Raw genomic sequence first — 14,726 nt, forward strand, 5'->3', positions numbered from 1 at the left:
ATCCCCATTTTTAGATGAAAAAACAAAGTAAGACCCGTAACAACAACGCATTTATTTTTTTGCCGCGACCACCTCGATCTCCACCAGCCAGCCTGGATTGCTCAGTGCCGCCACCTGCACCACCGCGCGCGCCGGCAGGTTGGGCTGGCTGCCGCCGAAGTACTGCGTGTACGCCTCCATGAAGCCCTTGGTGTCGGCCTTGCCGCCCTTGGCCGGATCGCCGACCAGGAACACCTGCATCTTCACCACGTCCGATATCTCCAGCTTCATGCCTTGCAAGATCTCCTTGATCTTCTTCAGCACCGTTTCCGACTGGGTCCTGGTGTCGCCGAAGGCTTCGAGCGTATCGCCCGGCGCGTCCTTGTTAACCACCGCCGGCACCTGGCCGCTGATGAAATGGATGGTGGCGGTTGGCGGAATGGTCACTGCCAGCGCAATCGGGAAATCGGAGTTCGGAATCTTGTGGCGCACGATGTCAGCTGCAGGCGCGGCTTTCGGTGCGGCGGAAGCGGAACCAAAGGCGGAGGCGATCAGCAGGGCGGCGATGATTTTTTTCATGGATGGTTCTCTCTCAGTGTTTGTTGGACATGACGGCGTTGCCGAATGGCTCGACGCCCAAAGTGGTGCGCAGCGCGCCGATATCGGCTTCGCTCAGGCCATTGGCCTTGTTGCCCCAGCTGGAACGGACAAAGGTCAGCACGGTGGCGATCTCGCTGTCGCTCAGCGACTCGCTGAAGTCCGGCATGCCGCCCCGTCCCTTCAGCAGCACGCTGGCCACCTCGTTGCCCTGTCCCTGCACGAATTTGCTGTTGGCCAGCGCAGGAAAGGCGCCGGGAATGCCCTTGCCAGTCGGCTGATGGCAGGCAGCGCAGTTCTTCATGAACAGCGCCTTGCCGTCACCGGCGGCTTCCTGCGCGCCGGCCGGCGCAGCCGCAGCGGCGGCCAGCGTGACCGCCAGCGCGGCCTGGATCAGTGCGTGTTTCATGCGCTGGCCCTTTCGTGGATCTTGGCGATCTGCTGCCATGCCGATTCGATGGCGCCGGCCTGCCAGCCGGTCAGATAGCTCAGGTGCTCGCCGGCCAGCAGGATGCGGCCCTCTCCTTCCAGCAGCGTCGGATAGGCCGCCGCACGGGTCTTCTCGGTCCACTCGGCCCAGCCGCCCAGGTTGTATTGCACGCGATGCCAGGCGACCGAAAAGGCGCTGTCGAAGTTCTCGGTGTACTGCGGGAAGATCTTCTGCCCGGCCGCCAGCGCGAACTCGGCGCGCTCTTTCGGCGACAGCGCGCTGATCTCGATCGCCGCTGTCTGGTACTGGTAGTAGCCGAGCAGCACGCCCTTCTTCTTCTGGAAGCCGTAGGACGGCATCGAAATGGTGTTGATGCCTTTCAGGTCGGTCATATTATGGCCGCCGTAGATATGCTCGTCTTCTTCCCAGAAGCGGCGTTTCATCTGCAGGCCGATCTTGCCGACCGGCGCATACGCCACCGTGGCGACTGCCTTCTTGAATTTGTCCGAAAAGTCGGTATCGATCTGGCGCAGCACCGACAGCGGAATGGTGCACAGGCAGTAGTCGGCGCTGATCGAACCGCCCTTGCCGGTGCCGGTATCCTTGAAGGTGACGGTCACGCCCTTGTCGGTCTGGCGCAGCGTCTGCACCTCGGCCTTGTAGCGGATGCTTTTGCCGACGCGTTTTTCAAACGCCTTGGCGATGGCGTCCATGCCGCCCACCGGCTGGAACATGGTGGCCTGCATCGGGAAATCATGTACCGCGCTGTAGACATTGCCCAGTTTCGACGCCAGCAAGTCCTTGAAGCCGAGCGGATCGGACGGCGTGCCCGGATTGGCACCAGCGCCAGGATTGACCGCCCAGCCACGGCCGCTGCGGCCCTTGTATTTGAGGTCGCCGGCGGACAGCGCGCCTTCGTGCTGCAGGTAGTCCAGCAACAGGCGCTGGTCGTCCGCGCTCAGCTCCTGGTCCAGCGCATGATTCTTGACCGACTTGGCCAGCAGCTCCGACACATGGCCGCGCAGGTCGGCCTTGATCTCCTTGATGCGCACCCGCCTGCCGGCCAGCGGCCCGGCGTTTTCGGAATAGGCGTAGGCGTGATCGTTCTCGTTGATCATCACCTCCAGCGGCACGTCGAACAGCCGCGTGTAGTGCAGCGTCGACTGGTGGTGCAGCGGAATACGCCACGGGCCGTGATTGATGTAGTGGCCTTCATCAAAGGCGCAAGTCTGCTTCTCGCCACCCAGCTCGGTCAGGCTGAAGCCCTTGCGCGCGGTCTGGCAGCGGCCGCCGGCAAAGGCGCGCGCTTCCAGGATCTGCACCTTGTAGCCCAGCTTCTCCAGCTCATAGGCGGCGGTCATGCCGGCCAGGCCGGCGCCCAGGATCAACACCTTCTTGCCCTTGCCGCTGCCGCTCAGCACCGGCGGCGCGGAGGCGGTGGAGGCGATTCCCATGCCCCAGGCATTCATGGTATTCAACAGCAATCCGGTGCCGCCTACCGCTGCGGCCCGGTACAGAAAATCCCTCCTCGTAAAGACACTAAACGATGTAAATGGTTTTACTGTTTTACTTTCCATCTGCTTCCTCACCAGTCTGCTGAAAGATCCTTGGGAGACTTGCTATCCCATAGTTCCTCTTTAGCAAACGGCGTGCCACAGTATGGTTAAAAAATAAACCTGTTACGCCAAGCTCGTATCAACACAAAAACAGGATAAACGATATAAAACAATGTTCAGACTTTATTTCATCGAAAAACAGCGGCGCACCGTTACGATGCGGCGCTGGTGATCTGGCAGGCATGGAATTGCATCGGCGTAGATGGATCGAGCAGATACACCGTCTCCATGCAGGCCGGGTCGTACGCCACCTTGACCGGCCAGCTGCCGCGCAGGCGCGCGCGTTCATACCAGCGCTCGTTGATGGCGCGCGCGCAGGTGTACACGCTGTCATTCAGCGCGATGCCGGCGGCGGTGACGCTGGCCTGCGCCACCGGCATCAGGTTGAAGCGGATCAGGTGCTCGGGATAGATCTTCAGCCCACCGCCGCGATGCTCGACGCCCCACTCCCACAGGCGGCGCGGTGTGGCGCCGCCGGCATGCGCCAGCGCCTGGCGGTTGTTGTGGTACAGGATGCAGTCGATGACGATACGGGTGAACTGGTCGATGTCCATGACACCATCCAGCCGGCACGGCGCGCCTTGCGCCGCCGGCGCCAGCAGGCGGAAGCGTTTCTCCAGCACCGTGCGCCAGTCGGACGGCCCATCGTCCACCGCCAGGCAGCGCAGATTGAAATTATTCAGCAGCGCGTCGCCGCTCCAGCCCATCGTCAGTACGGTGTTGACGAACAGCGTTTCCGGCAGATGGCGGCACGGCCACTGCCCGGCATCGATCTGCCGGCCGTATTGCTGACTGTAGCGCTGCTTGTCAGCGCCGCAGTGCGCCAGCGCCAGCATGGCGTGCGGCCATTGCGGTTCGCCCATGCCGACGTACAGGCCGCACACCATGCGGCTGAAGCTGTCCATCACAACGTAGACCAGCGGCCGGCCGAGCGCCTGGCCACGGTCGGTACGCGCCACCAGCTGCACCTCGGCGCGCACCGCGTCCAGATGGAAGCTGGCGCCGGGCCGTCCTGGCGGCAGCGCGGCAGCCGTCAGCGGCGCCGGCGTGGCGTGCTGCGGCGCGCCGGGGTTGCCAGGGTGGGCGGCGTGGCTTGCGGCTGAGCTGACAGCGTTGGCGTCCGTGCCGGCCGACGCGCGGCGCGACACCTCTGGCGGCCGATCATCATCGTGGTCGAGCCAGTAATTGAACTGTCCGAAAGTCGGTACCTCGCGCGCCGCGCTGCCAGGCATTAGCTGCACCCGGCCGGAGCTGGCGTCAATGCGCCGCTCGACAAAGAAATCGGCCAGCATCTGCTGGTAAGCGCCCAGCCGCGAGAAACGGGCATGGGCGGCCGCATAGCGCGCCGTGGCGACGCGGAAGGTCCGGCGTATCTCTTCATCCGCATTCAGGCCAGGACCGGCGTCAGCACCGTTCTTGCGCGGCCGGCCGCGCTTGACGCCAGCCGAGGCCTGGCGCACCTTGCCGCGCCCGCCCGAATTGCCGTAATCGGGCAGCAGCGCATTCGGCGTCTGCCCACGCTGCCAGTAGCGGCGCAGATAGCGGTAGATGGTCGGATGCGACACGCCATGCTGCGCGGTGGCCTGGGCAATCAGCTGGCCGCGCAAGCGCGCCTCGTAGATGGCCGGCTCCTGCGCCACCAGCGACTCGATGATCTGCCAGGCGCGCGCGCGCAGCTGCAAATGTTTGGCCGGCAGCAGTTCCTGGCTGACCAGCACCAGATAGGGATCGGCCGGCAGTAAGCTGGCGTGGCCGGCCTGAAGATCGGCGTGCAGCGCCGACAGCGGGATCGTCTCGACATCCGCCGACAGCGCCGCCACGTCAAATACGTAAGCATGGTGCTGTTCGGGGGCGATCCACAGTATGCGGACGGTGCGCGGCGACGGATGCGTGTAGTGCAGCAGGTCGTTGCGCAGCAGCATCAGCGCTCCCTCGAATCGACAAAACTTCCCGACAGTTTCCTGAACGATGTCATGGCCATGCTCCCAAGCTTAACGTCTCCAGGTTGAGGCGCTGTTGAACGCGCCTTTTATCACGATTGTGCTGTCACATATGCAATAAGCGGGCCAGTCCGGCTTGCTCTATGAGAGCCAGGCTGGACAGGCGTCGGCAAGCGTTGTTTTGGTGCGGCGCAGCACCAGCGTGGGGATAAAAAAAGGAGCCTTGCGGCTCCTTGGGTGATCAGTACTTCTTCTTCGGCTTGGCGCCCGGCGCCGGCTTCTTCGGCGGGGTGTGCTTGGCCGATTCCGGCGGCATGCGGTCAACCTGGCTGATCTTCAGCTGCGCGCCGCCGACCCAGACCTTGCCCAGGCTCTTGAACATATCGTCCGGCATGCCGTCCGGCAGTTCCAGCATCGAGTGGTCTTCATAGATCTCGATGCGGCCGATGTACTTGGCTTCCAGCCCGGTCTCGTTGGCGATGGCGCCGACGATATTGGCCGGGCTGATCTCGTTGACGCGGCCGACTTCAACGCGGAAGGCGCTCATCGGCACCGACAGCTTGCCGACTTTTTCCTTTTTCTTCTTGGCTGGCGCATCGTCCACCTCGTCGGCGGCAGCGCGCACTGCGCGGTCCAGCGGCGAGCCGGCCGGTTTCTCGGCACGCACTGGCTTCTCGGCGCGGACCGGCTTGGCGGCGGCAGGCGCAGCGGCAGCTGGCGCCCCCTCGCCGTCAACGCTGATGCGCAGCGCCTGGCCGGCGACGCGGATACCGCCCATCAGCTCCAGCGCTTCGCGGCTCAGCGTGTCCGGCATATCCAGCACGGTGAAGTCGTCGAAGATCTCGATGCGGCCGATGTTCTTGGAGTCGATACCGCCTTCGTTGGCGATGGCGCCGACGATATTGCCCGGCTTGACGCCGTGCTGGTAGCCGACTTCGATGCGGTAGGTGCGCATGCCCGGCTCGGATTCGCGCGGAATGCGTTCCTTCTTGCCGAAACGCTCGCTGCGCTCGGCGCGCTCGCGCTCAAAGCGGTCGCCGCGATCACCACGCTCAGCACGTTCTGGACGGTCAAAGCTCTGGCGCGCCGGACGTTCTTCCCACTGCGTCTGCTGCTTTTTATCCAGCAGCAGCGGCACGTCGCCGCGCGCCAGCTTGGCCAGCGCGGCGGCGATTTCCACCGCCGGCACATTGTGTTCCTGCTCGAAGTCCTCGATCAGCGACTGGAACTGTTCCAGGCCGCCTTCGGCCAGCGTGTCGGTGATCTGCTGCTTGAACTTGGCGATGCGGACATCGTTGACCGCCTGGATGGTCGGCAGCTCCAGCTGGCCGATCGGCTGGCGGGTGGCGCGCTCGATCATCTTCAGCAGGCCTTTTTCGCGCGGCGTGATGAACAGGATCGCTTCGCCGCTGCGGCCGGCGCGGCCGGTACGGCCGATGCGGTGGGTATAGCTTTCCGGATCATGCGGCACGTCGTAGTTGACCACGTGCGAAATGCGCTCTACATCCAGGCCACGCGCGGCCACGTCGGTCGCTACCAGGATGTCGATCTTGCCGTCCTTGAGCATCTGCACGGTGCGCTCGCGCTGCGCCTGCTGGATGTCGCCGTTGATGGCGGCCGCAGAGAAGCCGCGCGCCTGCAGCTTCTGCGCCAGTTCCTCGGTGCCCAGCTTGGTGCGCGAGAAAACGATCATGCCGTCGAAGTTCTCGGCTTCCAGAATGCGGGTCAGCGCATCCAGCTTGTGCATGCCCGACACCAGCCAGTAGCGCTGGCGGATGTTCTCGTTGGTGCCGGTCTTGGCGGCGACGGTCACTTCCTTCGGCTGGTTCAGGTAAGTGTTGGCGATGCGGCGGATGGCGGACGGCATGGTGGCCGAGAACAGCGCGGTCTGGCGCGATTCCGGCGTCTCTTGCAGGATGCGCTCGACATCGTCGATAAAGCCCATGCGCAGCATCTCGTCGGCTTCGTCCAGCACCAGCGTTTTCAGTTTGGACAGGTCGAGCGAACCTTTATCCAGGTGGTCGATGACGCGGCCCGGCGTGCCGACTACCACATGCACGCCACGGCGCAAGGCCGACAGCTGCGGGCCGTAGCTCTGGCCGCCGTAGATCGGCAGCACGTGGAAGCCCGGAATATGCTTGGCGTAGGTCTGGAAGGCCTCGGCGACCTGGATCGCCAGTTCGCGCGTTGGCGCCAGCACCAGCGCCTGCGGCGACGACTGCTTGATATCGATGCGCGCCAGGATAGGCAGCGCAAACGCTGCGGTTTTACCGGTGCCGGTCTGGGCCTGGCCCAGCACGTCGCGGTTATCCAGCAGCAAAGGGATGGTCGCCGCCTGGATAGGCGATGGCGACTCGTAACCGACGTCATTCAGCGCTTGCAGCAGCGGCGCGCCGAGATTGAGGTCAGAAAACAGGGCAATAGGGGATGTTGGGTCAGACATGGCGTCACTCAAAAAGATTATTCGAATCGCCGAATTGCGAAAGAAATTTGTGCGTAGTTTACTCTGTCTGGGCGGAACCAGCGCTTTTTTACATTTAATCCCACAGAAATGGCGGTCTTTTGGCACGCTTTTCCCGGAAAGCCTATAGTAAGGGTTTTACTTATACGGAGTTCCGCCCATGCGCACCCTGCTCGCTGCCGCTACCCTGCTGATCACGTCCGGCGCGGCATCCGCCGCCACCTACGGGCCCAGACTGGAAGGTTTCAGCTATCCGCACCCGGTACAGCAATACCGCTTCGAGTCGCAGGGCCGCGCACTGGAGATGGCGTATATGGACGTGCCGCCGGCCGCCAACGCCGCCGCCAACGGCAAGACCGCTGTCCTGCTGCATGGTAAAAACTTCTGCGGCGCCACCTGGGAACAAACCATCACCGAACTGAGCAAGGCCGGATACCGCGTCGTGGCGCCGGACCAGATCGGTTTTTGCGCCTCGTCCAAGCCAGAGCACTATCAGTACACCTTCCAGCAGCTGGCCGCCAACACCCACGGCCTGCTGAAACAGCTTGGCGTGCAACAGGCCATCCTGGTCGGCCACTCCACCGGCGGCATGCTGGCCACCCGCTATGCGCTGATGTATCCGGACGCGGTGGCCAGGCTGGTGATGGTCAACCCGATCGGGCTGGAAGACTGGAAGGCGCTGGGCGTGCCATCGCTCAGCGTGGACCAGTGGTACGCGCGTGAACTGAAGCTGTCGGCCGACAGCGTGCGCGCTTACGAACGTGCCACCTACTACGGCGGCAACTGGAAACCGGAATACGAAAAATGGGTGGACATGCTGGCCGGCCTGAATAACGGTCCGGGCAAGAAAGTCGTGGCGTGGAATTCGGCGCTGATCTACGACATGATCTTCACCCAGCCGGTGGTCTACGAATTCCCGCTGCTGAAAGTGCCGACCACGCTGCTGATCGGCGACGCCGACACCACCGCCATCGGCAAGGACGTGGCGCCGCCTGAAGTAAAGGCGAAGATCGGCAAGTACGCCGTGCTGGGCAAGCAGGCCGCCAGGCAGATACCGAACGCGCGGCTGGTGGAATTCAAGGGCATGGGGCATGCGCCGCAGATGGAAGACCCGGCCGCCTTCCATCGCGCGCTGCTGGAGGAACTGAATCGCTGATGGATGAAAACGCAAAACAGGGAAGACGGTGTTGGAAACCGTCTTCCCTCTTGCACCGCCCAGGCCCGGAGGGTCCGGGGCGGCACGTCAAGCGCGAGGCTTAATTATTTGCTGGCAGCTGGCGCAGCGGCCGCAGGTGCTGGCGCTGGAGTCGAAGCAGCTGCCGAAGCCGATGCACTGGCGGCGTGTTTTTTATGCGTGGCTTTTTTCTCTGCCTTCTTGACGGCAGGCGCCGAAGCGGCTGGCGCGGCGGCGGCAGGAACCGAAGCGGCGGCGGACGCGGAGGCCGAAGCAGCAGGAGCCTGGGCGAAAGCAGCGGAAGCGAACAGGCCGGCGATCAGGGTGGCGATTACTTTTTTCATGATTCAGTCCTCAAATGATTTATATGGTTTATACGGTTTTGGTTTTATTCCCGTGCCGCATGAGCAAAAAACGCGGCCCCAACAATCCCAGTTGACGGACATTACAATTCCTTACAATCACGTTTTATTCACTGCCGCCAGCGCCATCTTCTCCACCAGCCCCGGCGCGATCAATTTCAGCCAGCGTCCCAGCTTGCCCTTGGCGGTCATCACCACTTCGCGCTGGCGCGTCTGCATGCCGGCAATGATCAGCGCGGCGCACTCCTCCACCGGCATCGCCCGCTCTTCCTTCAGGCTGCTGTGTCCCAGCTCGCCGCCGGCCGCGTTGTAGCCGCGATGGCGGATCTGCGTCGCCACTACGCCCGGATAGGCAGTGGTGACGCTGACGCCGTCCGGCTTCAGCTCCACGCGCAGCGCCTCAAAGAATCCGCCCATGGCGAACTTGGTGGCGCTGTAGGCGGTGCGTCCCGGCACGCCGACCAGGCCGGCCAGCGACGACACGGCCACGATGCGTCCGCGCGACTGGCGCAGATAAGGCAGCGCCGCATGCGTACACCACACGCTGCCCCACAGATTAATCCGCATCAATTCCTCGTACCAGGCCAGCTCCGCCACCTCAGCAAACAGCGCATGCGCCGAGCGGCCGGCGTTGTTGATCAGCGCATCGACACCGCCGAAGCGCGCCACCGCCGCCTGTACCAGCGCCACGCACTGCGCCTGCACCGACACATCGGTCGGCGCCACCAGCGTCTGCGCGCCGGACGCCGCACACTGGGCCGCCACCTGCTCCAGCATCGCCGCGTTGCGCGCCGCCAGCACCAGCGCCACGCCGGCGCCGTGGCGGCGCGCCAGCTGCCGCGCGATCTCCGCGCCGATGCCGTCCGAAGCGCCGGTAATGATGATGGTATGCATAGTTCTCCTTTATTGTCGGTATACAGTAAGATTACCGCCTTCTGTACCAACTATGGAGTAAACATGCGTCTTCCAGTTCTCGCCCTTGCCGCCGGCATGGCCTTGCAGGCCCACGCCCAACAACCCGTGGTCGCCGAGGCGCCGCTGCGCGCCCACCTGTCGCTGCTGGCCGACGATTTGTTCGAAGGCCGCGGCACCGGCCAGCGCGGCGGTGACCTGACCGTGCGCTACCTGGAAACGCAAGCGGCGGTGCTGGGCCTCAAGCCGCTGGCCGACGGCAGCTACCGCCAACTGGTGAAAGCCGAGGGCACCAAGCTGCTGCCAGGCAGCTTTGCCCGCTTCACATCGGACAGCGGCAAGATCCTGACCCCGGCCACCGGCGCCGAGATCCTGTTCGGCACCATGGGCGGCAAGGAAGACATCACCGTCGACGCGCCGCTGGTGTTCGTCGGCTACGGCGCCATCGCGCCGGAAGAAAAATGGGACGACTACAAGGGCGTCGACGTCAAGGGAAAAATCCTGGTGATGATGGTCAACGACCCGCAGCCGACCGCCGAGGAACCGAACCGCTTCGCCGGCAAGGCCTACACCTATTACGGCCGCTGGATGTACAAATATGAAGAGGCGCTGCGCCAGGGCGCGGCCGGCGCGCTGCTGATCCACACCACGCCGTCCGCCTCCTACGGCTGGAGCGTGCCGGCCACCAGCTTCTCGCACGAGCGCTTCCACCTGGCCGGCAGCGGCAATCCGCTGGAAGGCTGGCTGCAGGAAGACACGGCGCGCGCACTGTTCGCCGCCAGCGGCTTCGACCTCGACAAGCTGCGCGCCGACGCCGAACGCAAGGACTTCCGCCCGGTCGACCTGAAGCTGAAAATGCACGCCGAAGTGAAAAGTAAAATCCGCCAGATCGAGCAATACAATGTGGTCGGCATCGTGCCCGGCAGCGACGCCAGGCTGAAATCGGAAGCGGTGGTCTACTCGGCGCACTGGGACCACCTGGGCATCGACGAAAGCAAGCAGGGCGACAATATCTGGAACGGCGCCATCGACAACGCCTCCGGCGTGGCCGCGCTGCTGGCGATGGCGCAGGAAGCGGTCAAGCATCCGGCCAAGCGCACCCAGGTGTTCCTGTGGCCGGCCGGTGAAGAAACCGGCTTCCTTGGCAGCAGCGCCTACATCCGCAATCCAGCCTGGCCGCTGAACAAGACCTCGGCCGACCTGAACCTGGACAGCATGAACTTCGTCGGCACGACGCGCGACATCGGCGTTGCCGGCGCCGAACGCAGCAGCCTGTACGAGGCCGCCGCCGTGGTCGCAAAAAAAATGGGCCTGAAACTGGCGCCGGCCGTGCCGGACCTGTCCGGCGCCTACTTCCGCGCCGACCATTTCAGCTTCGCCAAGGCCGGCGTGCCGGCCTTCAATGTCGGCTCGGCGGTGTTCTCCGGCGACGGCTACTTCGACTTCGTCAAGGACCAGGAGAAGAACCGCGCCCGTCTGGTGGCCTTCAAGCAGGACTACCACCAGCCGAGCGACCAGTACCACGCCGACTGGGATTTGTCGGGCATGGTGCAGCAGGCGCAGTTCACGCTGAACCTGGGTTATGAAGTGGCCAATTCGCCAACCATGCAAACCTGGAAAGCCGGCGACGCCTTCTCCAAGGTCAAGCGCTGAACAAACGTTGAGAAACTGCCACACGGCAACGGTGATTAACCGCCTATAATTCAGGCAATGATCCTTTAAGGAATATCCCGTGTGGCTTAACGTTTTGACCATATTGCGGCACGGCTGCTGGGCCGCTGCCGCATGGCTGCTGGCCTGGAGCGGCAGCGCTGCCGCCGCCAACGCCAACTTTAACGGCAGCGCAGTCAGCAACTGCACGCTGAGCAGCAACACCTACACCTGTAGCAGCCTGAGCCTGGCTGACAACGACCAAGCCATCATCGCCAGCGGCTACAGGGTCATCCTCAACAACAGCTTTGCACCGGCCTGGAATAACGGACTGACCATGAGCGGCACGGCAGCCCTGCAAGTCACCGGCAGCAACTCGCTCGACCTGTCCGGCGCCAATCCGAACAGCATTAACCTCAGCGGCGGCAACATCACCGTCGGCGGCAAGTTCACCTCGGTGGCCGCCGCCAGGACCATTACCGTGAATATCAACGCCGGCAGCATCACCACCGGCGGCGAGGGCGTCACCATCAACGGCACGGTCACCGCGGTCGGCGCGATTAACTTCGGCAACAAGGTCACCATCAACGGCCCGGTCAATGCCGCCACCATCACCACCGGCGGCGAGTACACCAAAATCACCGGTAGCGTCACCATCAGCGGCGCCATCAACTTTGGCGCCAACACCACCGTCACCGGCTCGGTCAGCGGGGCCAGTATCAGCACCGGCTCGCCCACCAGCATCAGTGGCGCACTGACCGTCACCGGCACCGCCGACCTCGGCTCGTTCATCAAGATCGGCGGCAACCTCAAGGCCAATACGGTGAAGACCGGTTCGCCGGCGACCATCAGCGGCGCCATCGATTCCAACACAACCGTTGATCTTGGCTCCGGCACAACGGTGGGCGGCAGCATCACGGGCACGACGGTCGTCACTGGCTCGCCGGTGACACTGAACGGCTCGATCACCGCCAGCACCGCGTTCAACCTGGCGTCCGGCGGCACGGTGACCGGCAACATCACCTCGCCCAGCATCACGCTGGCATCGTCGAACTCGACCGTCAAAGGCGACATCAGCACCAGCGGCACGCTGGACATCGGCAGCGGCAACACCGTCACCGGCAGCGTCACCGCCGGCGGGCTGATCATGCGCGCCTCGGGCGCCGTGATCAACGGCACCACCAAGATCAGCGGCGATGTCGACATGGGATCGGGCAGCACCATCAACGGCGACCTGAGCGCGCGCGACGTGATCACCCGTTCCAGCAACGCCGTCATCAACGGCAACGCTGCGGTCAACTCTATCTATATCGATTGGGACAACCGCGTCACCAAGACCATCACCTGCACCGGCGCCCTGAACGGCTCGGAGCCATGCAGCTGCGTCAGCAAGCCGCAGTCGTACAGCTACTCGCCGACCTGCGCCGCAGCGCCGTCGGGCGGCATCCATCACTTCCAGATCACCCACAGCGGCGTCGGCCTGACCTGCCAGCCGCAGACGGTGCAGCTCAAAGCCTGTACCAACGACAGCTGCACCACCACCTCGACTACTGCCACCAATGTGACATTGTCGCCGGGTGGCGGGGTGATCAGCCTGACTGGCAGCGGCAGCGCCAGCGTGCGCTACGCCACCGCCACCGATGCCAACGGCGTGACACTGACCGCCACCGCCAGCGGCGTCAGCAACGCCACCGTCTGCCCCAACGCCAACACCGGCACCAATAACTGCCAGATGATCTTCAAGGACGAAGGCCTGGTGCTGAGCGCCCCCGACCACATCTCGATGACGCCCAACGTCAAGCTGAATGTGCAGGCGCTGAAAACCTCGCCCCAAGGCAGCTGCGTGCCCTTGGTGCAAAACGCCACCGTGCCGGTCAAGTTCAGCTGCGCCTATATCAATCCGCTGCCAGCCAATGCCAACCAGGTGGGGGTGGCAGTAGGCGGCACCAACCTCAGCTGCGGCAGCAGCAGCACCGATGTCAGCCTGAGCTTCGACAACACCGGGCTGGCCACACCGTCGCTGCAGTACAGCGAAGTGGGCCAGACCAGGCTGACCGCCGCTTATACCTCGGCGGCCGGACTGGGCGCCAGCGGTGCGGGGCAGTTCATGACCGCACCGGCCAAGATCAAGATCGAACCGATCCGCATCAACAATCCGGCGGCGCCCGTCTCGCAGACCGCCTTTGCCAAGGCCAGCGAGCCGTTCAAGCTGCGCCTGACCGCGCTCAACTACAACGACATCGCGACCCGCAATTTCGGCCGCGAAAGCCCGACCCCGCAGAATTTCGCGATTCCCACGCCGGTGCTGAGCAACCCGGTCAACGGCAACTTTGTGCTGACCACCGGCACTTACAAGGGCATCGTCAACGGCGTTGCCGATGCGAGCGACGGCGTGCCCGGCCAATGGCGCTTCGACGAAACCGGCACGCTGCGCTTTACCGTCAAGCTAGCCGACTCCAGCACCTACTACCTGGGCAACACCGCCGCCAACGGCTTCAACACCCAGGCCACGGCCGAGCTGACCTTTGTGCCCGACCACTTCGATGTGGCGCTGCAAGCCGGCACGCCGATGAGCTGCGCACTGGTCGGCGGCCTCAACAACCCCTGCGGCAGCCTCAACGCCGCCGGTAAATTCATCTACGCCAAGCAGCCGTTCGCGCTGGTGATCAACGCCTATACCGGCCTCAAGGACAGCACCACCAACATCTATATCTCGCCGCAGAACTACGTCGGCACAGCGGCACGCCCGATTACGCTCAGCGCCTGGACTGCAGCGAACCCCAGCGTGCCGGTCACCGGCGGCACTTCCGGCGTTGGCGATTTCAGCTGGAGCAAGGAGCCGCCTGTCACCGCCCGCTTCAGCTTTGCCTACGATAACGCCAGCAAAAAGACCACCGGTACACTGGACACCAGCCTCACCGGCAACCTGCCAAGCTACGACTTCCGCCTGACGCCGACCGCGCCGACCACCATGGTGGTGCGCGCCATCGACAGCGACGGGGCCACCTCGCAAGGCTTTGCCGAGCCGCTGCTGACCGTGGTCAGCGGCCGCATGGACATCCCCAACGTCAGTGGTTCGCTGAACCGGCCGGTGCTGGTCCAGCCCAGCGCGCAATACTGGAACGGCAGCGGCTATGTGTTCAACTCGCAATTCCAGCTGGCCAGCATCCCGATGTACACCACCGCCGGCACCAAGACCTACTACATCCAGTTCAGCAAATGCATGAATGGCCTGGACACCAGCAGCAACAACAGCTACACCTGCCCCGGCAGCTCTGCGCTGAAGCTGGCGGCACCGGAAACCATCAAATTCACTGATGGCAAGGGCATGTTCTACCTGGCCCAGCCAACGCCGGCGCTGACCCGCAATGGCTCGGTCGACATCACGCTGACCAATGCCGCCTTTCAAAACGACCAGGACCAGGACCAGGACCAGGACAAGAAACAGCTGATCAGGTATCTGCCCAGCGGCACCGGCCGCATCATCTTTGGCGTCTACCGCTCCGGGCCGGTGATCTACTCGCGCGAGGTGTACAACTAAGTCGCGCGCTGCAGGCGCCGGAAAAACAGGTTAGGATGGCCGTTTTCTGAACCAGCACACAAGG

At 63.8% G+C, this 14,726-nt stretch carries 10 protein-coding genes; 3 read left to right on the forward strand and 7 right to left on the reverse strand.

Features of this window, described 5'->3' with window-relative positions; all coding sequences use genetic code 11:
• Positions 1-51: 51 nt before the first annotated feature.
• The 5 genes from KW842_RS21505 to KW842_RS21525 form a co-directional block, all read right to left on the reverse strand.
• Complete coding sequence (locus KW842_RS21505) at positions 52-558, reverse strand: RidA family protein (RefSeq protein WP_218306172.1); 507 nt, start codon at positions 556-558, stop codon at positions 52-54.
• Positions 559-571: 13 nt separating this feature from the next.
• A complete protein-coding gene (locus KW842_RS21510) occupies positions 572-985 on the reverse strand; it encodes a cytochrome c (protein ID WP_218306173.1) in 414 nt (137 codons plus the stop codon).
• Positions 982-2,583, reverse strand: coding sequence for a flavin monoamine oxidase family protein (locus tag KW842_RS21515; protein ID WP_218306174.1), 1,602 nt, complete (start codon positions 2,581-2,583; stop codon positions 982-984). Before KW842_RS21515 ends, KW842_RS21510 begins: the two co-directional genes overlap by 4 nt.
• 191 nt (positions 2,584-2,774) lie before the next feature.
• Positions 2,775-4,544 (reverse strand): Mu transposase C-terminal domain-containing protein, encoded by a 1,770-nt coding sequence (locus KW842_RS21520; protein ID WP_218306175.1) that lies wholly within the window; start codon positions 4,542-4,544, stop codon positions 2,775-2,777.
• A gap of 259 nt (positions 4,545-4,803) precedes the next feature.
• The gene (locus tag KW842_RS21525; RefSeq protein WP_218306176.1) at positions 4,804-7,005 is read right to left on the reverse strand and encodes a DEAD/DEAH box helicase; all 2,202 of its coding nucleotides are present in this window, start codon (positions 7,003-7,005) and stop codon (positions 4,804-4,806) included.
• Between the two features lie 178 nt (positions 7,006-7,183).
• Between KW842_RS21525 and KW842_RS21530 the strand changes: the two genes are divergently transcribed.
• Positions 7,184-8,179, forward strand: a complete 996-nt coding sequence (locus KW842_RS21530) for an alpha/beta fold hydrolase (protein ID WP_218306177.1) — start codon at positions 7,184-7,186, stop codon at positions 8,177-8,179.
• A 104-nt stretch (positions 8,180-8,283) separates the two neighbouring features.
• Here KW842_RS21530 and KW842_RS21535 read toward each other — a convergent pair whose 3' ends face one another.
• A complete protein-coding gene (locus tag KW842_RS21535; protein WP_218306178.1) occupies positions 8,284-8,541 on the reverse strand; it encodes a hypothetical protein in 258 nt (85 codons plus the stop codon).
• 117 nt (positions 8,542-8,658) lie between these two features.
• Positions 8,659-9,453 (reverse strand): SDR family oxidoreductase, encoded by a 795-nt coding sequence (locus KW842_RS21540; protein WP_218306179.1) that lies wholly within the window; start codon positions 9,451-9,453, stop codon positions 8,659-8,661.
• 63 nt (positions 9,454-9,516) lie between these two features.
• Between KW842_RS21540 and KW842_RS21545 the strand changes: the two genes are divergently transcribed.
• On the forward strand, positions 9,517-11,124 hold the full coding sequence (locus KW842_RS21545) for a M28 family peptidase (RefSeq protein ID WP_218306180.1): 1,608 nt from the start codon (positions 9,517-9,519) through the stop codon (positions 11,122-11,124).
• Between the two features lie 79 nt (positions 11,125-11,203).
• On the forward strand, positions 11,204-14,662 hold the full coding sequence (locus KW842_RS21550) for a DUF6701 domain-containing protein (protein ID WP_218306181.1): 3,459 nt from the start codon (positions 11,204-11,206) through the stop codon (positions 14,660-14,662).
• Positions 14,663-14,726 lie beyond the last annotated feature (64 nt).

This window comes from Duganella sp. sic0402 (assembly GCF_019219065.1).
In the GTDB taxonomy this organism is placed as follows: Bacteria; Pseudomonadota; Gammaproteobacteria; order Burkholderiales; family Burkholderiaceae_D; genus Rugamonas.